At 65.7% G+C, this 18375-nt stretch carries 20 protein-coding genes and 1 riboswitch; of the genes, 11 read left to right on the forward strand and 9 right to left on the reverse strand.

Translation table 11 applies throughout. The features are described from left to right. The coding region (locus J2X92_RS15875) for an AMP-binding enzyme (RefSeq protein ID WP_444875715.1) at positions 1-291 on the forward strand (291 nt) is incomplete at its 5' end. Positions 292-430: 139 nt separating this feature from the next. After that, positions 431-931, forward strand: coding sequence for a LapA family protein (locus J2X92_RS15880; RefSeq protein ID WP_307576923.1), 501 nt, complete (start codon positions 431-433; stop codon positions 929-931). Between the two features lie 33 nt (positions 932-964). Here J2X92_RS15880 and J2X92_RS15885 read toward each other — a convergent pair whose 3' ends face one another. Next, a complete protein-coding gene (locus tag J2X92_RS15885; RefSeq protein WP_307576924.1) occupies positions 965-1270 on the reverse strand; it encodes a c-type cytochrome in 306 nt (101 codons plus the stop codon). Positions 1271-1377: 107 nt separating this feature from the next. Here J2X92_RS15885 and J2X92_RS15890 point away from each other — a divergent pair, with 107 nt between their 5' ends. Beyond that, complete coding sequence (locus J2X92_RS15890; RefSeq protein ID WP_307576925.1) at positions 1378-1632, forward strand: TIGR04438 family Trp-rich protein; 255 nt, start codon at positions 1378-1380, stop codon at positions 1630-1632. Between the two features lie 39 nt (positions 1633-1671). Here the strand turns inward: J2X92_RS15890 and ilvD are convergent, their stop codons facing one another. After that, positions 1672-3366: a dihydroxy-acid dehydratase gene (ilvD, locus tag J2X92_RS15895; RefSeq protein WP_307576926.1), complete on the reverse strand. Its 1695-nt coding sequence runs from the start codon at positions 3364-3366 to the stop codon at positions 1672-1674. Between the two features lie 100 nt (positions 3367-3466). Here ilvD and J2X92_RS15900 point away from each other — a divergent pair, with 100 nt between their 5' ends. The 7 genes from J2X92_RS15900 to J2X92_RS15930 all read left to right on the forward strand — a co-directional run bounded on the left by J2X92_RS15900 (position 3467) and on the right by J2X92_RS15930 (position 10985). Continuing rightward, positions 3467-4405 (forward strand): LysR family transcriptional regulator, encoded by a 939-nt coding sequence (locus J2X92_RS15900; protein WP_307576927.1) that lies wholly within the window; start codon positions 3467-3469, stop codon positions 4403-4405. Between the two features lie 44 nt (positions 4406-4449). Beyond that, positions 4450-5271, forward strand: coding sequence for a prolipoprotein diacylglyceryl transferase (lgt, locus tag J2X92_RS15905; RefSeq protein WP_307576928.1), 822 nt, complete (start codon positions 4450-4452; stop codon positions 5269-5271). Positions 5272-5394: 123 nt separating this feature from the next. After that, complete coding sequence (locus tag J2X92_RS15910) at positions 5395-6063, forward strand: GntR family transcriptional regulator (protein ID WP_307576929.1); 669 nt, start codon at positions 5395-5397, stop codon at positions 6061-6063. A 49-nt stretch (positions 6064-6112) separates the two neighbouring features. Further along, complete coding sequence (locus J2X92_RS15915; RefSeq protein ID WP_307576930.1) at positions 6113-7585, forward strand: malonyl-CoA decarboxylase; 1473 nt, start codon at positions 6113-6115, stop codon at positions 7583-7585. A gap of 82 nt (positions 7586-7667) precedes the next feature. Next, positions 7668-8660, forward strand: a complete 993-nt coding sequence (locus tag J2X92_RS15920) for a Bug family tripartite tricarboxylate transporter substrate binding protein (RefSeq protein WP_307576931.1) — start codon at positions 7668-7670, stop codon at positions 8658-8660. Then, positions 8660-9439, forward strand: coding sequence for an enoyl-CoA hydratase/isomerase family protein (locus J2X92_RS15925; protein ID WP_307576932.1), 780 nt, complete (start codon positions 8660-8662; stop codon positions 9437-9439). Before J2X92_RS15920 ends, J2X92_RS15925 begins: the two co-directional genes overlap by 1 nt. Positions 9440-9449: 10 nt before the next feature. Then, positions 9450-10985, forward strand: a complete 1536-nt coding sequence (locus J2X92_RS15930; RefSeq protein ID WP_307576933.1) for a malonate--CoA ligase — start codon at positions 9450-9452, stop codon at positions 10983-10985. On the opposite strand, the gene J2X92_RS15935 is transcribed toward J2X92_RS15930, so the two are convergent. The 3 genes from J2X92_RS15935 to J2X92_RS15945 form a co-directional block, all read right to left on the reverse strand. Then, positions 10982-12436, reverse strand: coding sequence for a serine hydrolase (locus J2X92_RS15935; RefSeq protein WP_307576934.1), 1455 nt, complete (start codon positions 12434-12436; stop codon positions 10982-10984). The two genes, J2X92_RS15930 and J2X92_RS15935, sit on opposite strands and share 4 nt — an antisense overlap. A 66-nt stretch (positions 12437-12502) precedes the next feature. After that, positions 12503-13564, reverse strand: a complete 1062-nt coding sequence (locus J2X92_RS15940; RefSeq protein WP_307576935.1) for a phenylacetaldoxime dehydratase family protein — start codon at positions 13562-13564, stop codon at positions 12503-12505. A 17-nt stretch (positions 13565-13581) separates the two neighbouring features. After that, on the reverse strand, positions 13582-14631 hold the full coding sequence (locus J2X92_RS15945) for a carbon-nitrogen hydrolase family protein (RefSeq protein ID WP_307576936.1): 1050 nt from the start codon (positions 14629-14631) through the stop codon (positions 13582-13584). A gap of 183 nt (positions 14632-14814) precedes the next feature. Here J2X92_RS15945 and J2X92_RS15950 point away from each other — a divergent pair, with 183 nt between their 5' ends. Further along, the gene (locus J2X92_RS15950) at positions 14815-15777 is read left to right on the forward strand and encodes an AraC-like ligand-binding domain-containing protein (protein ID WP_307576937.1); all 963 of its coding nucleotides are present in this window, start codon (positions 14815-14817) and stop codon (positions 15775-15777) included. Positions 15778-15806: 29 nt separating this feature from the next. Here the strand turns inward: J2X92_RS15950 and J2X92_RS15955 are convergent, their stop codons facing one another. The 4 genes from J2X92_RS15955 to J2X92_RS15970 all read right to left on the reverse strand — a co-directional run bounded on the left by J2X92_RS15955 (position 15807) and on the right by J2X92_RS15970 (position 17969). Then, complete coding sequence (locus J2X92_RS15955) at positions 15807-16232, reverse strand: universal stress protein (RefSeq protein ID WP_307576938.1); 426 nt, start codon at positions 16230-16232, stop codon at positions 15807-15809. A 75-nt stretch (positions 16233-16307) separates the two neighbouring features. Beyond that, complete coding sequence (locus J2X92_RS15960) at positions 16308-17129, reverse strand: sulfite exporter TauE/SafE family protein (protein WP_093023623.1); 822 nt, start codon at positions 17127-17129, stop codon at positions 16308-16310. 280 nt (positions 17130-17409) lie between these two features. Next, on the reverse strand, positions 17410-17748 hold the full coding sequence (locus J2X92_RS15965) for a cell division protein ZapA (RefSeq protein ID WP_307576939.1): 339 nt from the start codon (positions 17746-17748) through the stop codon (positions 17410-17412). Beyond that, entirely contained in the window at positions 17745-17969 is a 225-nt protein-coding gene (locus tag J2X92_RS15970; protein ID WP_055796573.1) for a hypothetical protein, read from the reverse strand. Before J2X92_RS15970 ends, J2X92_RS15965 begins: the two co-directional genes overlap by 4 nt. A 68-nt stretch (positions 17970-18037) precedes the next feature. Next, positions 18038-18284, forward strand: a riboswitch (cobalamin riboswitch). Positions 18285-18375 lie beyond the last annotated feature (91 nt).

The following is an 18375-nucleotide window of genomic DNA, read 5'->3' on the forward strand; positions in this document are numbered from 1 at the left end:
GACGACGTGACGGGCGAGGCGGTGTGTGCCTTCGTGGTGCTCAAGCGCAGCCGCCCGACGGGAGAGGAGGCCAAGCAGATCGCCAACGAGCTGCGTGCCTGGGTGGCCAAGGAGATCGGTCCGATCGCCAAGCCCAAGGACATCCGCTTCGGGGACAACCTGCCCAAGACGCGCAGCGGCAAGATCATGCGGCGCCTGCTGCGCAGCATCGCCAAGGGGGAGGCGATCACGCAGGACACGTCCACGCTGGAGAATCCGGCGATCCTGGAGCAGTTGTCACAGACCAACTGATTGGTTCTGTAGGACACGGCCGTTACTGGAAAGCAGAGGCTATTGGGCCTCGCGGCCTGAGGTAAAACCAGCGGAGCAGCCGTGCGCCTAGAGCGCACGGCGAGTTCCGTTGTGTTCGATTTTCCGAAGGAGGCCCCCCATGGGCGTGAGATCTGCTTTCCTGTTCGTCATTCTGCTGTTGATCGCGGCCCTTGCCGCGCTCAACTGGGGAACACTGTCGGCGCCCGTGCCGGTCTCGCTGGGCTTCATGACGATTTCCGCACCGCTGGGCTTGATGATGCTGGCGCTGACGATCGCTCTCGGTGTGTTCTTCCTGGTCTACGTGCTGTACCTGCACAGCTCGGTGTTGCTCGATGCCAAGCGCCACAACAAGGAAATGCAGGTGCAGCGCGATCTTGCCGACAAGGCCGAGGCTTCGCGCTTCACCGAGCTGCGCAATTTTCTGGAAGTGCAGGAGAACAGGCACATGGCGCAAAACGCCGAGCGGCATGCCTCGTTGCTGACCCGCCTCGGCCAGCTCGAGAGCGTGGTGCGCCAGCGCTCGGAACAGTCCGACAACACCGTGGCCGCGCACATCGGCCAGCTCGAAGACCGCATCGAGCGGCGCCCACTGCCCACGGACATCGATCCGCGGGTTTGACGAGGGCGCGTGGTCCCGGCGCGCGTGCCGGAATCAGCGCGTCATCAGCACCCAGGCGGCGAGCTTCTTGGCGTCGGCTTCGCTCACCTGGGTGTTGGCCGGCATCGGCACCGGGCCCCACACGCCCGAACCGCCCTTGATGATCTTTGCCGCGAGCATGTCGGCCGCGCCGGCGTTGCCTTTGTACTTGGCCGCCACGTCCTTGAATGCGGGGCCGAGCACCTTGCGATCGACCGCGTGGCAGCTCATGCAGTTTTTCGACGTGGCCAAGGCCAGGTCGGCGAAGGCGGGAGCCGCGAGGCAGAGTCCCAGAGCCGCGAATGACAGGAGTCTCTTCATGGGGATGTATTTCGTAATGGCTGGGTTACATTCGATCTAACGCGATTGTAGGTAGCGCCGTGCACCGGCGCCCGGAAGCGTTTCCAACAAAACCCCGAGGATTCGCGATGCTTTTTCTGCTGCTGGGCCTGCTTGGCGTGGCCTTGAAATACCTGGAAGTGGGCATGGTTGCCGGCTGGAGCTGGTGGATCGTGCTGTCGCCTTTCGCCATGGCCATGGCTTGGTGGGCATGGGCCGATTCGTCGGGCTATACCAAGCGCAAGGTCGTCGAGCGCGAAGAACGGCGCAAGCAGGCGCGCATCGACCGGCAGCGCAGCAACATGGGCATGCCGGGCAGCAAGGGCCAACGCCCGAAGCGCTGAGCGGGTCGCGTCGAGGGCTCGGCGGAGCCCGACCGGGCTTCAGAACTTGTCGAGCACCGCGCCCGAGCTTGCGCTCGAGGCGTTGAAAGCGAACTTGGCCTGCACGCCGCGGGTGTAGCGCGGCGCTGGCGGCTTCCAGCCTTCGCGGCGCTTGGCAAGCTCGGCTTCGGGCACGTTGAGTTCGAGCACCAGCTTGTGCGCGTCGATGGTGATCGAGTCGCCTTCGTTCACGAACGCAATGGTGCCGCCCGCCGCCGCCTCGGGCGCGACGTGGCCGACCACCATGCCCCAGGTGCCGCCCGAGAAGCGGCCGTCGGTAATGAGGCCCACGCTTTCGCCCAGGCCAGCACCGATCAGTGCGCCCGTGGGGGCCAGCATTTCGGGCATGCCCGGGCCGCCCTTGGGGCCCAGGTAGCGCAGCACCATCACGTCGCCGGCCTTGATCTTGCCGTCCAGGATGGCCTTGAGCGCCGACTGCTCGTCGTCGAACACGCGCGCCGGGCCGGTGATGACGGGGTTCTTCAGGCCGGTGATCTTGGCGACCGCGCCTTCGGGCGACAGGTTGCCCTTGAGGATGGCCAGGTGGCCTTCGTCGTACATCGGCTTGTCGATCGGGCGGATGACGTCCTGGTCGGCGCGCGGCACGTCGGGCACGTCCTTCAGCACTTCGGCAATCGTCTGGCCCGTGATGGTGATGCAGTCGCCGTGCAGCAGGCCCGCATTCAGCAGCACCTTCATCACCTGGGGGATGCCGCCGGCCTGGTGCAGGTCGACCGCCAGGTACTTGCCCGAGGGCTTCAGGTCGCACAGCACCGGCACCTTCTTGCGCATGCGCTCGAAGTCGTCGATGGACCACTCGACCTCGGCGGCATGCGCGATGGCCAGGAAGTGCAGCACGGCGTTGGTGGAGCCGCCTGTGGCCATGATGACGGCCACCGCGTTCTCGATGGCCTTCTTGGTCACGATGTCGCGCGGCTTGATGTCCTTCTTGATCGCCTCGATCAGCACCTTGGCGGATTCCTTGGCCGAATTTGCTTTCTCGTCGTGAGGGTTCGCCATGGTCGACGAGTAGGGCAGCGAGATGCCCAGCGCCTCGAACGCGCTGGACATGGTGTTGGCCGTGTACATGCCGCCGCACGAACCGGTGCCGGGAATGGCGCGCTTCTCGATCTCGTGCAGGTCTTCGTCGCTCATGTTGCCGGCGGCGTTCTGGCCCACCGCTTCGAACACGCTCACGATGTTGAGGTCTTGCCCCTTGTAGCGGCCCGGCAGGATGGTGCCGCCGTAGACGTAGATGGCCGGCACATTGGCGCGCAGCATGCCCATGAGGCCGCCGGGCATGTTTTTGTCGCAGCCGCCGACCACCAGCACGCCGTCCATCCACTGCCCGCCCACGCAGGTCTCGATGCAGTCGGAGATGACTTCGCGGCTCACCAGCGAGTACTTCATGCCTTCGGTGCCCATCGCCATGCCGTCGGAAATGGTGGGGGTGCCGAACACCTGCGCGTTGCCGCCGGCTTCCTCGATGCCCGCAATGGCCGCGTCGGCCAGCTTCTGCAGGCCCGAGTTGCAAGGCGTGATGGTGCTGTGGCCGTTGGCCACGCCGACCATCGGTTTCTTGAAGTCGCTCTCTTCGTAGCCCATGGCATAGAACATCGAGCGGTTGGGCGCGCGGCTCTTGCCTTCGACGATGTTGGCGCTGCGGCGGTTGATCTGGATCGGCTTGGTGTCCATGGTGTCTCTTCTGTCGTGGGGAGATCGGGGGCCCCAAGTATCGGACTTCTCATTGATTCATTCCAATCCGATTTTTCACGCGTATTGATATGCTCGGCATATGAAAGAAACCATGATCGACCTGCGCGCCTGGCGCCAGTTCGTGGCCGTGGCGGAGGAACTGCATTTCGGCCGCGCGGCCGAGCGGCTGCACATGACGCAGCCCCCGGTTACTCAGGCCATTGCCCAGCTCGAAAAGACGCTGGGTGTGCTGCTGTTCGACCGCACGCGCCGGCGCGTGGCGCTCACGCCCGCTGGCGAGGCCCTGCTGCCTGACGTGCGCGAGTTGCTGGCGCGGGCCCAGGCCCTGCCCGAGCGCGCGCGTGCGGCGGCGGCCGGGCAGGTGGGGAGGGTGCGCATCGCCTTCGTGTCCACCATCGGCTTCGAGAAGCTGCCGGCCTGGGTGCGCGAGTTCCGCGTGCTGTGCCCCGAGGTGGCGCTCGAACTGGTCGAAGCCACCGGCGACGTGCAGCTCGAAGCCTTTGCGCGCGGCGACATCGACGCCGGGCTCATGCTCCATTCCCCCGGCGCCGCACCTCCGGGACTTGCACGGGTGCCGGTGGAACAGGAATCGCTGGTGCTGGCCATGCCGGCGCAACATCGGCTGGCGGGCGCAACCCCCGTGCCGCTGGCCGAGGTGCTGTCCGAACCGCTGGTGATCTTTCCGCGTCGCATCGTGCCGTCGTTGCACGATGCGGTGCTCGGCCTTTATCACTCGGCGGGCCGCGTGCCGCAGGTGGCGCAAGAGGCGATTCAGATGCAGACCATCGTCAATCTGGTTTCGGGTGGCATTGGCGTGGCCTGGGTGCCGCACAGCGTGATGCAGTTCCGGCGCGCCGGCGTGGTCTACCGCCAGGCGCATGAGTTCAAGGGCCTGGGCCGCGGCCGGGTGGTGCTGCCCGCCTGCGAGACCAGCCTCGTGTGGCCCGCGCATGCCATGCATCCGGCGCTGGGTCGCTTCGTGGAATTCGTGCGCGAGCGCACGCAGAAGGGCGGCTGAGCTGGGTCGCTGGGGAGCCACACGCACGGGGCACAATCGGCGCCATGCTCATGTATCCGCAGATCAATCCCGTCGCCCTGCAGCTCGGGCCCGTTGCCATTCACTGGTACGGCCTGACCTACCTCGCCGCGTTCGCGCTGTTCTATTTTCTCGGCACGCGCCGCCTACGGCACGAGCCGTATCGCTCGCTGGTCGGCGCGGGCGCGTGGCAGCGCAAGGACATCGAGGACATTCTCTTTCTCGGTGTGATGGGCGTTATCGTGGGCGGGCGGCTCGGCTACTGCCTGTTCTACAAGCCCGAGTTCTATCTGGCGAATCCGCTCCAGATTCTTTACGTGTGGCAGGGCGGCATGAGCTTCCATGGCGGCCTGCTGGGCGTGATCGGGGCGATGCTCTGGTTTGCGCATTCGCGCGCCCGGCCGTTCTGGCAGGTGATGGATTTCGTCTCGCCTTGCGTGCCGACGGGACTCGCAGCCGGCCGCGTGGGCAACTTCATCAACGGCGAGCTCTGGGGCCGCTTCAGCAGCCCCGACCTGCCGTGGGGCATGGTGTTTCCGCAGAGCGGCTCGATGCTGCCGCGCCATCCCTCGCAGGTCTACCAATTCCTGCTCGAAGGGCTCCTTTTGTTCGTCATCATGTGGCTCTACGCGCGCAAGGAACGCAAGCAAGGGCAGGTGGCCGCAGTGTTCATGATCGGCTATGGCGTGCTGCGCTTCATTGCCGAGTATTTCCGCGAGCCGGATGATTTTCTCGGCTTGCGCGCGCTCAATCTGAGCCAAGGGCAGTGGCTCAGCGTGCCGATGGTGATCTTCGGCATCGGCCTGTGGATCTGGGCCGCGCAGCGCCGCCAGCCGGCGACGGCCTGAGCCTCCGGCACTCAGGGTAAGCACGGGCCGCGGGCGTGCCGCGCGGCCTTGTGCCGCGTTCCTCGCCGACTCACAATTACGCGTAATTACAGGAAATTACGCCTGACAGCGTTTCACATCCTCATGCGCCTGGTCCCGAACTCCTTGCACGACGAAGTGGCCGCCACGCTGCGCGAGCAGATCTTCGCAGGCACATTGGCGCCGGGCAGTTTCCTGGACGAGGCCGCGCTGTGCGAACGGCTCTCGATCTCGCGCACCCCCTTGCGCGAGGCGCTCAAGGTGCTCACGGCCGAAGGCCTGCTGCGGCACGAACCGCGGCGCGGCTGCTTCGTGCGTGAGGTGACCGAACGCGACCTGGACGAGATCTTTCCGGTCATCGCGCTGCTCGAAGGCCGGTGCGCCTACGAGGCCGCACGCAACGCGAGCGATGCCGAATTGAGCGAGCTCGATGCGCTGCATGAACGCCTGGTGCGCCATGCCAAGGGCAAGCGCATCAACGACTACTACGCCACCAACCACCTCATCCACGAGGCGATCATCCAGCTGGCCGACAACCGATGGCTGGCGCAGGTGATCGGCGACCTGCGCAAGATCCTCAAGCTGGCGCGACTCCAGCAGCTGCATGCGCCGGGCCGGCTCGAGCAGAGCCTGTCGGAGCACCTGGCGGTGTTCGCTGCGCTCAAGGCGCGCGACAGTCAAGGCGCGGACGCGGCCATGCGCACGCACCTGACGCGGCAGCGCGAGGCGCTGCGCGAGGTGGCGCGGCAGCAGAAATCCAGGGTGATGTCATGAACGACATGAAAAAAGACTTCCCCGCACCTCACAGCATTGGAGTTTGTAGATGAGTGCGACCGAATGGTTCCAGGCGCGATTGCGTTCTGGCGAGAAGTCAGGCAACAAGGTGCCGGTGGCGCCCGAGGGAGCCGCCCGCGGCGCGTCCAAGTCCGCCGCCAAGCCGAGCTTGCGTTCCACTGCCGAGCGCATGCAGGCCACCCTGCGCAAGGCCGACGAAGCCTTGTCGCCCCGCGCGCTGCGCCGCGTGCTCGCCGCCCTGCAAGCCGTGATCGATCCGCGCGTGAGCGAGGTCGAGGGCGGGCGAAGGGCGCACGCCATTGCCACCGCGTACGCCAGCGCCACACCCGAAGAGCGGCGCGATTATTGGGCGCTGATGAGCGAGCATTTCGCAGCCGATCCGCACAAGCTCAAGTTCGCCCGCGACCAGCACCAGGCAGCGGTGGGAACGCCCGACGAAGGGCAGGCCGAGCTCAAGCTGCGGCGCGCACTGGTCTCGCCCCGCATGCGCCTGCTGCAGCGCTTCGCGGTCGAGCCCGAAGGCATGCGTTTTCTGGTCGACCTGCGCGCCGAACTGCTGCCTTTTCTCAAGTCCGACAAGCGGTTGATCGCGCTGGATGCCGAGCTGGAGCACCTGTTCTCCACCTGGTTCGACGTCGCGTTTCTAGAGCTGCGGCGCATCGACTGGAATTCGCCCGCTTCGCTGATCGAGAAGCTGATCCGCTATGAGGCTGTGCACGACATCAAGAGCTGGACCGACGTGAAAAACCGGCTCGACGACAGCGACCGTCGCTGCTACGGCTTCTTCCATCCGCGCCTGCCCAACGAGCCGCTGATCTTCGTCGAGGTAGCTTTGGTCGATCGCATCAGCGAGGGCATTGCTCCGCTGCTCGACGAGGCCGCGGTGCCGATCCTCCCGGCCAAGGCAACGACGGCCATCTTCTATTCGATCAGCAACACCCAGGACGGCCTGCGCGGCGTGAGCTTTGGCGATTCGCTCATCAAGCGCGTGGTCGAAACCCTGCAGGACGAACTGCCGCGCCTCAAGATCTTTGCCACGCTCTCGCCCATTCCCGGCTTTCGCACGTGGCTCGGAAAGAACGCCGCGGAACTGCTGGCGCGCCTGGACGAAAAACGCGAGGCCGAGCTCGGTCGCCTGATCGGTTCGCTGCCGCCCACCGCCGACCGCCTGCTCGCGGCGGTGGACGGCGCCGCCACCCTCGACGCCAGGTCGCCGCTGCGTCAATGGCTGCTGCAGGCCGCTGCCGAATACCTGGGCCACACGCTGATCGACGGCACGCCGGCCGATCCGGTGGCGCGCTTCCACCTGGGCAACGGTGCGCGTGTGGAGCGGCTCAACTGGGCCGGCGATCCCTCGCCCAAAGGGCAGAAGCAGTCTTACGGACTGATGGTGAATTACCTCTACGATCTGAAACGGCTCGACAAGCATCGCGCGTGGCTGGCAGAAGGCAAGGTGGCGGTATCGGGAGACGTTGAAAGCCTGTTCTTCAAAAAAGGCTGAGAGTTCTGAAAGAAAAAAGTCCGGCGCACGAGGTGCCGGCGGCCGCATGGCGCGGCTCATCCACAACGACAGGAGATGACAGATGACTCAGAGTTTTCAACGACGCGACGTGCTGCGCCTGGCTGCGGCCGGTGCCGCTGTTCTGTGCGGCGGCGGGGCGCGCGCGCAGGGGGGTAATTGGCCGACCCGGCCGGTGAATATGATCGTGCCGTTTCCGGCCGGTGGCGGCACCGACGCCTTCGCGCGTCCACTCTCGGCGCAGTTTGCCAAGATCAGCGGCCAGACGCTGGTCATCGACAACCGCGGCGGCGCGGGCGGCACTGTGGGTGCCAGCATCGCATCCAAGGCCCAGCCCGACGGCTACACGCTCTTCATGGGCGCGGTGCACCACGCCATCGCACCGTCGATCTACCCCAAGCTCGACTACGACCTGGAGAAAGACTTCGTGCCGCTGATGCTGCTGGCCAACGTGCCGCAGGTGGTGGTGGTCAATCCGCGCCGCGTCACGGCCAACACCCTTCAGGAGCTTGTTGCCGCCGCCAAGCGCAACCCCGGCAAGCTCAACTACGGCTCGGCCGGCGCGGGCACTTCGCACCACCTGGCAGGCGAACTGTTCAAGCTGCAGACCAACACGTTCATCACGCACATTCCCTACCGCGGCGCGGGCCCGGCGCTGTCCGATCTGATTGCCGGCAACGTCGACCTGATGTTCGACGGCCTTGGTTCTTCGGCCCAGCACATCAAGGGCGGGCGCATCAAGGCGCTGATGGTGGCAGGCAGCAAGCGCAACCCCGCGTTCCCCGACGTGCCTTGCGCCGCCGAGGTGGGACTGCCCGACTACACGGTCACCACGTGGTATGGCCTCTGGGCGCCCAAGGGCACGCCGGCCGACCTGCAGGGGCGCATCGTCGACGACATGAAGAAGGCGCTGGCAACCGACGAGCTCAAGACCATCTGGGCCCAGAATGGCTCCGAGATTCCGAACCTCACGATGGCCTCCTACGGCGGCTTCGTGCGCTCGGAAATCAAGCGCTGGGCCGCGGTGGTGAAGGCCTCGGGCGCCAAGCTCGAGTGATGGACGAGCGCCACGTTTCGCTGCGCCGGGAGGGCGCCATTGCGTTCGTCACCCTGTCGAACGCGGGTCGCCTCAATGCGATGACGCGCGGCATGTGGCGCGAACTGCGTGCGGTGTTCGACGGCATCCGCCAGGCGGAAGATGCCGAACTGCGCTGTGTCGTGGTTCGCGGCGAGGGCGGAGCCTTCTGCGCCGGCGGCGACATTTCCGAGTACCCGTCGTTTCGTTTCGACGAAGCGAGCCTGCGAGAATTCCACGAGAACGAAGTCTGGGGCGCGCTGCAGGCCATGCTCGACTGCCCGCTGCCCCTGGTCGCACAGATCGAAGGCGCGTGCATGGGTGCCGGCATCGAGATTGCGAGCTGCTGCGACATCCGTCTTGCGGGCGCCTCCGCAAAATTTGGCGCGCCCATCGCGAAGCTGGGCTTTCCGATGGCGCCGCGGGAGGCCGCGCTGGTCCATGGCGCCATTGGCGACGTGCTGGCGCGCGACATGCTGCTGGCCGCCGGCGTCCACGGCGCACAGCGCCTGTACGATGCCGGATTTTTGCTGCACGTGCTGTCCGACGAAGAGGTGGTTGCCGCTGCAGAGGTGCATGCCGCGCGCATCGCAGCCCTGGCGCCGCAGGCCGCGCGCCTGCACAAGCACACCTTCGCCATGCTCAAAGCCGGTGCACATTCGACGAATACCCTTCTCGCGACCGCCTACGATTACGCCGACTCCGCCGAACACCGCGAAGGCATCGACGCCTTTCTTGCCAAGCGCACACCGAATTTCTGAAGACCGCCCGATGAAGACGAAAGCCAACGCCAACCTGTTTGCCGCCCTGCGTGCGGCCTTTCCTGCCGACCTCGACGGCATCGCCGTGGAGACCGACAACGGTCTGTTCTATTCGTGGCGAGACCTCGAGCGCGCCAGCGCCATGATGGCCAACCTGCTCGGCGCGCTGGGCCTGGAAGAGGGCGCCCGCGTCGCGGTGCAGGTGGAGAAGTCGGTCGAGGCGATGATTCTCTATCTCGCCACGCTGCGCGCGGGCTATGTGTTTCTGCCGCTCAACACCGCCTATCAAAGCGCAGAGATCGAATACTTCATCGACAATGCCGAACCGGCCGTGGTGGTGTGCACCAGCCGCAATGCCTCGTGGGTCGGACCCATCGCCAACGCGGCGGGCACGCGGCACGTGTTCACGCTCGACGACGATCGCACCGGCACGCTGCTGGAGGTGGCCGCGCAGTGCAGCGACCAGCACTTGATTGCAAAGAAGAAAGCCGACGACCTCGCCGCCATCCTCTACACCAGCGGCACCACCGGCCGCAGCAAGGGCGCGATGCTCACGCATGGCAACCTGCTGTCGAACGCCGAGGTGCTCAAGGACTACTGGGGCTGGACCCAAGGTGACGTGCTGATCCACGCGCTGCCCATCTTCCACGTGCACGGCCTCTTCGTCGCGTTGCACGGTGCCCTGCTGAACGGCAGCAAGATGATCTGGTTCTCGAAGTTCGACCCGAAGCGGGTTGTCGAGAAGCTGCCCGAAGCCACCGTGTTCATGGGCGTGCCCACGCTCTACGTGCGGCTCTTGGCCGAACCGGGTCTCACACGCGAAGCGGTGCGCAACATGCGCCTCTTCATCGCGGGCTCCGCGCCGCTTCTCATCGAGACCTTCGACGAGTGGCGCGAGCGCACCGGCCACACCATTCTCGAACGCTACGGCATGAGCGAGACGATCATGCTCACCTCCAATCCTTACAGCCCCGCGCAGGGCGAACGCCGCGGCGGCACGGTCGGCTTTGCCTTGCCCGGCGTGCAGTTGCGCGTTCGCGACGACAGCGGTCGCGACTGCACCACCGACGAGATCGGCAACATCCAGGTCAGCGGGCCCAATGTGTTCAGCGGCTACTGGCGCATGCCGGAAAAAACGAAAGAAGAGTTCACCGTCGACGGTTTCTTCAAGACCGGCGACGTCGGCAAGATCGACGGCCGCGGCTACATCACCATCGTCGGGCGCAGCAAGGACCTGATCATCAGCGGCGGCTACAACGTCTATCCGGCCGAGATCGAGGGCTACATCAATGAGCTCCCCGGCGTGGCCGAAAGCGCCGTGGTCGGCGTGCCGCACCCCGACTTCGGTGAAGTCGGCGTCGCGATCGTTATTCCCAAGGCTGGCGGAGTGCTCGACGCCGATGCAATCGTTGCGGAATTGAAGTCCAAGCTCGCGAACTTCAAGATTCCGAAGCGCTGCTTCGTCGTCGGCGAACTGCCGCGCAACACCATGGGCAAGGTGCAGAAGGCGCTGCTGCGGGAGCAGCACAAGGGGCTGTTCGCCTAGGGCTTTTCCTCGGCAGCGTCCGCGGGTTCCGGCACGCGCTGGAAGACGATGTCGGGCACCTGTGGTTCGAATGGCGCCGCGACGCGGTCGATGCGGCCTTCACGGTCGTAGAGAAAGGTCAGCGCCAGGTTGTCGGGGTAGAACTCGCTGGGTCTGTCCGGCGTGGTGAACACGTCGTAGTGCCAGTGCGTCAACGGACCTGAGAGGCCGCGCCATCGCCAGGCGAGCCCGAGATGACTGCTCGTGATTTCAATGCGCCCATAGGCCGGATGTTCATAGATGCCCGCGTACTCGGCGAGTGCATGGCTCGGCTGGGTTCCGGCGCAGCGTTTCTCTTCGCGCCTGGCCTTGTCCGTCTTCTGTTGATCGATGAAGCCGCGCCGCTTGGGCACAAGGCGGCTGAACCAGTCGACAGGCTCCCGCCCGCTGATCTGGTCGAGCGCCGCGTAGGTCAGCAGCGACGTCACCGCGCTCGGCGCGCGATTCGTCAGTACGACGACACCTGCGCGCCGCGAGGGCATGACCGTCATCAGTGTTCCCCAGCCGAGCCATGATCCTGAATGAGACAGCGTGCGATCGCCACGATAGCTTTCGCAGAACAGGCCGTGGCCGTAGTGCGAATCGCCAATCTCGGCATATTCCGACCGGGCCATGTGAATGCGTGGCGTCGCCATCTCGCGCAGCGCTTGCGGGGAGAGAAGCTGAATGCCGTTCACCCGGCCTTCGTCGATCAGAAAGCCAACCCACTTCGCAAGTTCGGCTACCGAGGTGTTGATACCGCCGCCTGCGGTGGTTCGGATGGGCCACAGCGGGGCGCGCGTGCATTCGTCGTCGACCATGGCATGCGGGCGAGCCGCGTTGTCGGCAGCGGCGAGCGCCTCGATGGTGAAACTGAATTCCTCGATGCCCAGTGGCTTCAGCAGGCGCTCGGCGATGAAGTCTTCCCAGCTCAACCCGCTGATCCGCTCCGCGACAATGCCCGCGACCATATAGCCGAGGTTCGAGTACTGGAAGGCATCGCGCAGTTCGCGGCTGGGCATCAGGTGGCGCAGCAGGGGCAGCATCTGCGCGCCCGACAGATCGCCGGGTTGGTGCACCCAGTCATGCCGCGGCAACCCGCTGCGATGGCAGAGCAGGTCGCGCAGCGTCAGGCGCTCCGTCGCGACCGGGTCGTGCAGGCGGAATTCCGGAATCAGGTCGCGCACGGGCCGGTCCCAGTCGAGTTTGCGTTCGTCGACCAGCAGCCCGAGCCCGGCCGCGGTGAACGACTTGGTGATCGAGCACAGCAAAAACTGCGTGTCGGTGGTCACCGGCTGGCCGGTGCCAGTGTCGCGCACGCCGTAGCCCTTGAGCACAGCAATCTCGCCGTCCTGGATGACGGCCAGCGCGAGCCCGGGCACTTTCCATTCCTGCATCGAGGCTTCGACGAGGCTGTCGAGATCGCTCCACATGGTCGGGGTCCTTGCCTTTGAATCGGGCCGCGCATCCTAAAGCAATCGCCCGATAGGCGCCTTTTTCTATGCCAGTGCCAGCCCGTTCATGAGCCCGCTGCGCGCATGGCAGTTGATGTATTCATAACTCTGCTCGTCGGCCTTCAGCACCGACACCTCGTGGTACACGCGCAGCTGCAACTGGAAGTTCAGCGCCTGCACGTAGCGCATGAAGCTGCCGAAGATCGCGACGTGCGTGGGATGCGATTCGGCCCAGCGTTCCATGTCGGCGAGCGAGCGCCAAAAACTCAGTCCGAACGATTTCTCCAGCTGCGCACCCTGGGCGTCGAGGTGGTGCATGTAGCGGTTGCTGTAGCAGCCGATGCCCAGGCCCTGGTCGCGCAGGAAGTCCATGCCTTCGCGCAGAACGGGTTCCATCTCGCCGAGATAGAGCGTGCGTTCCTGGCCCGTGGTGTCGGCCCACTCCTGGCCGGAGCGGATCATCGCGATGTTCTCGTGGCCCGCCACGCGCACGCGCTGCCCCGGTGCAGGTGCGCCCAGCGTGATGGCGCGTGTGCCCGAAGGCGCCATGGCATCGGTTTGCGACAACGGGATGCGGTCGCGCATCGAACCCCAGTAGCCATGCTCCTGCAGTTCGCCGCTCACGCCGCCCATCACCACGCCCACGCCTTCGAGGCGGTCCGGCGTGTTGAACATGGTTTCGAAGTGCTCGGCGCGTGGCGAAACGATTTCGCGGAAATAGCCGAGGCCCTCGGCCAGCCGCTCGTCGGAGCGCCACCAGGCGTCGATCTCCGGTGTTGCACACCATCGCGCGTGCGAAGTGGGGTCACTCCAATAGGCGATGGCGATCATGTTGTCGTAGCCATCGGCGTCGACGTAGTGCGCGAAGTCGTAGTGGCCGGGGCCGTCGGGCAGGGTGAAGCCGGCTGCGATCTTCATCAGCGCCGCGCACGCGCGGCCCCGCATTTCGGCCCCGCGCGACTGCACGCCGAAATAGCCCATCACGACCTGCGTGACCGCGGTCGGCGCGCGCGCCGACCAGACGGGGTAGGGAGGCGCATAGTCGTCCTCCACGCGGCGGTGGCGCGTGCGGGGACACTTCAGGTGCTCGGCAATGGCGGATTCCATGGCGTGGCTCCGGTGCTTCAGGCGGCCAGTGGCTGCTGGCGCGTCGCCGCTGCCGGCTCGGGCGTGGCGACGATGGCTTCGAAAGCGCCGCCTTCAACCTCGGGCGCGCGCTGCAGCACCACGGGCTCGCGGCGTGTCTTGTTCAGCAGCAATTGCGTGACGTCGGGGCGCGAATAGTGGCCACTCGGGTCGGCCGCCGCCTTGGCGAGTGCGATCATTCCCAGGTCGATGTCGGCGATCACCAGCCCTTCCTCGTCTTCAGCGAGCGGCGTGCCGAGCGGCGAGCCGTCGGGTGCATAGATGCGCGCATAGCCGCCGCCGACGCGCAGCATCTGCTGCTTGCCCGGGTCGGTGCACATCAGCTCGCTCATCGCCTGCGACACGGTGGCGCACGGCGCCACGACGAAACATTGGCCCTCGGCCGCGTACACCTGGCTCGCGGCGTTGTTGAGTTCGGGGCCGAGCGCATAGGCCGCGCCGCGGTAGAGCGAAAAGCTGGGCCAGGCGCCGCAGTGAATCTGCTCGTTCTGCGCATACATTGCATACTTGCTGAGCGGCTGAAGATGCTCCCAGCACGACAGCGATCCGATGTTGCCGATGGGCGTTTCGACCACGGCCAGGTCGGAGCCGTCGCCTTCGCCGAACACGGTGCGCTCCACGTGCGTTGGCTTGAGCTTGCGGCGCGTCTGCACCGTGTTGCCCTGGTCGTCGAACAGCGCCTGCGCAATGTAGAGGCTGCCGGCGGCCTTTTCGCTGTAGCCGAGCGAAACCCAGATCTTGTGTTTGCGCGCGGCATCCCTGATGCGGTCGAACTCAGCGGAGCCCACGACCAGCGCGTTGTCGTGGTAACGCTGCACGAACTGCATGCCCCAGGCCGGCGAGTCGAGCCAGATCCACCAGGGATAGCCCGGCACCCAGGTTTCGGGAAAGGCGATGAGCTTCACGCCTTGGCTTGCAGCCTGTGCCATGAGGTCGATGGTCTTGTCGATGGTGCCGTCGAGGTCGAGGAACTCGGGCGCGGCCTGCACAGCGGCAACGCGGAGCTTGGGATGAACGGTGGCGGGCATGGTGGATCTCCAGGAGATTGAGGGTGACGAAACAACTTCGCACACGCCGCACCGGGTTTGCGCGGTGGCATGCGGGTTGCTTCAAGCGTAGATTCGCCGCCGCGAAACGCCTTGATTCGAACTTGCGGCGTTCTTGTTCCAGCGTTGCATGCCGACTCCCCCTAGGAACCCCAAGGACCCCCGATGAACCAGTTGCTCAGCACCGACGCCGTCCCGCGCGACCAGCGGCTCGCCTACTGGACCGACATGATCTGCAACGTCTACGTGCAGCTCGGCTGCGACCCGGTGCGCGAGGGCGGCGCGGGCCAATTCGAAGGCAGCATCCGACAGCACACGCTGCCGAGCCTCGACGTGTCGGTGGTCAAGTCAGGGCCGCAGAAGGTCATGCGCACGCCGGGCCACATTTCGCGCTCGGGCGACGATTACTTCCTGGTCAGCATCCAGGCGCGCGGGCACGGCGTGGTGCGGCAGGACGGTCGTGATGCCGTATTGGCGGCGGGCGACTTTGCGCTGTACGACAGCACACGGCCGTATGAGCTGCTGTTCGACGACACCTTCGAGCAGATCGTGCTCAAGCTGCCCGGCGAACGCCTGCGCAGCGAACTACACGACACTGAAGCGCTGACGGCCACCACCGTGTCGGGCCGCGAGGGCGCTGGGCACCTGCTGCTGGGCATGATCCGCACGCTGCGCGAAGACATCGACACGCTGCAACCGGCCTCTGCGCTCGCGGTGGCCAACGGCGTGCAAAGCATTCTGGTGGCCGGCCTGCAGACGCTGCCCGCGGCGCGCTCGCCGGGGCTGAGCAGTCTCACGGCGTACCACCTCGCGCGCGTGAAGCGCCGCATTGACGATCAACTGGCCGATCCATCGCTTTCAGTGGGAAGCCTTGCGGCGGAGCTTGGTGTGTCGGCAAGCCACATCCACCGCATCTTCAAGAGCGAGCCGCTCACGCCGTCGCAGTACATCTGGGAACGCCGGCTCGAAGCCTGCAGCCGAGACCTGCTCGAGCCCCGCATGGCCGGACGGCCGGTGGCCGACATCGCCTACGGCCGCGGCTTCAACGACGCGGCGCACTTCAGCCGTGCCTTCCGCGAACGCTTCGGCTGCTCGCCGCGCGAGTGGAGGCAGCAGCGCGTTCAATAACTGAAAAAGAAAAGGCTTGGTGCCTTGCCTTACTGCACCAGCATCACGGTGGTGTCCGTCTCCGAAATCACCTTGGTGGCCACAGAGCCCATCAACGCTCGTCCGAAGATGCCGTGGCCGTGGGTGCCGAGCACGATGAGCTCGGCGTGTACCGCGGCGGCCGATTTGAGAATTTCTTCCGCCGCGTGTCCATGGCGCTTGTCGACCGTGTAGTTGGTAACGCCGTTCTCCGCGAACCGCGCCTTCACTGGCTCGATGACCTTGGCGTTTTCCTCGGCGTAGTAGTCGGCAATTACCTCTTTGCTGAGGTGGCGCGCGACGTGGCCCGAGATGCCGGTGCAGACATGCACGATGGTCAGCTCGTGGCCATCCACGAACATGGCGCGGTTGGCGAGAAGGTAGCTGAGCGCTTTTTGCGTATAGGCGCTGCCGTCGACGGCGATGAGGATTTTCATGCGACCGTTATACGGCCGGGGCCGTGGTGTCGCAACGGGTGTCACCCGCGAGCCAAGGGGCTTTGGGTCAGAGGCCTAGCCTTGCAGGCCCTTCCAGAGCATGTAGGCCGCCAGCAGGTACAGGATGCTCGCGAACACGCGCTTGAGCTTTTTGACCGGCAGGTTGTGAGCGGCCTTTGCGCCCAGTGGCGCAGTGAGCACGCTGCACACCGCGATCACCGCGAGTGCGGGCAGCCAGATGTAGCCGAACGAGCCACCCGGAAGGCCCTGCACCGATTGTCCGCTGACCACATAGCCCAGCACATTGGCCACTGCAATCGGAAAGCCCAGCGCGGCGCTGGTAGCGACGGCGTTGTGAATGGAGATGTTGCACCAGGTCATGAACGGCACGCTCACGAAGCCGCCGCCCGCGCCCACCAGGCCCGAGATGAAGCCAATGGCGCCGCCTGCCGACAGTTGCCCCGCGGTGCCTGGCATCTGGCGCGTGGGCTTGGGCTTGCGGTCGAGGAACATCTGCGTGGCCGAGAAGCCCACGAACAGCGCGAAGACGATGGCCAGCACCGTTCCCTTGAGCAGTGCGAACACGCCGAGGCTGCCCAGCAGGCTGCCGATGACGATGCCGGGCGCAAGGCGCCGCACGATGTCCCAGCGCACCGCGCCGCGCTTGTGGTGCGCGCGCACGCTGGACACCGAGGTGAAGATGATCGTGGCCATCGAGGTGGCGATGGCCATCTTCACCGCAAGATCGGAAGCAACCCCGCGATGGCCCATGATGATCGTGATGAACGGCACCATGAGCATGCCGCCGCCGATGCCGAGCAGGCCCGCCAGAAAACCGGTGCCCAGGCCGAGCGCGGCCAATTCGGCGATCAGGACGGGGTCGAGCAGGGAAGTCACGCAGCAGGCCTTGAAAAAAAGCAACGGCCCCGTGCAGTGCATGCAGGGGCCGTATGAACGAAAAAGGTGTCTGCAAGTGGGCGCCGAACCCGCATCCTGAACCAGGGTTCAGGTGGGCGAGGGCAGCAAGACTTCGGGTTCATCTAACGCGAGATGATCACGCCCGTCAAGCGATGTACCAAGCCCGGCTCCGGAGAGCATTGGAACAAGGAAATATTAAGCCCGACGCGCACCGCAGACAGTTTGGATTTTACGCCTCTGGCGGGCCGCCCGCCGCCGTTCAGAGTAAATGGTCGTCGCCGGCGAGGGCTTGATCGAGTTTCTGGATGAGTTGCGCGGCCTTGACATCGGCATCGCCGGGGTCGCCCTCTGGAGTGGCGGCAACCGGCGCGGATACCGTTGCAGCCGCCGCGGCGGTCTGCTGTGCGGCCAGGTCGAAGGCCAGGTTCAACGAGGCCAGCACGGCGATGCGGTCGCGTGCCTTGACCTTGCCCGCATCGCGAATCTTGCACATGGCGGCGTCTACGCGATCGACCGCGTCGCGCAACTGCGCCTCGCCGCCGTCGGGACAGCCGAGCAGATAGCTCTGGCCCATGATCTGAACTTCAATCTGCTTCATGCGGGGGAATCTTCGGAAGGTGGTTCGGCCGGCAGCCGCTCGAGCAGCGCATCCAGGCGCGTGCGGGCCGCGGCAAGCCGCGACTTGAGTGCGTCGCGCTCGCGCGTGAGCGCTTCGACCTGCTCCTGCAGCAGCGCATTGGTGCGCTGCACCTCTTCATGACGCACGAGCAGGCGGTCCACACGCTCGGCGATCTGGTCGATAGGGCTGGAGGCGGGCATGGTTGGCGATTGTAGTTTCACGCCGAACAACGGACCGCGCAACTTTTGGCTTACTGCGCGGTCGAAGGCCCTAAAATCCTGCCGTTGGTGCCTGCGGCGTGGTTCAAACGCCGCGGTTCAACGGGAAGCAGGAGTGAACGCCCCCTGAAACGGAACCGGGCCGAAGCCGCCTGCGCTGCCCCCGCAACGGTCAAGCAGTCGACGCACGCGCGTCAACCTCATCCATTCAGCCACTGGGCGCCCTGAAACAGGCATCTGGGAAGGCGGTGGGGTCGTACTGCCAGCCCGGATACCGGCCAACGAGGCGGCTGCCGCATGCGCGATCGATTTCGCGGCACGAGGCAGCCATTGCGCCCAAACGCTGGCGGGGAGGCCGGCGACGGGCATAGACGTTCGTTCGCTCCAT

The organism is Variovorax paradoxus, from assembly GCF_030811855.1.
In the GTDB taxonomy this organism is placed as follows: Bacteria; Pseudomonadota; Gammaproteobacteria; order Burkholderiales; family Burkholderiaceae_C; genus Variovorax; species Variovorax paradoxus_L.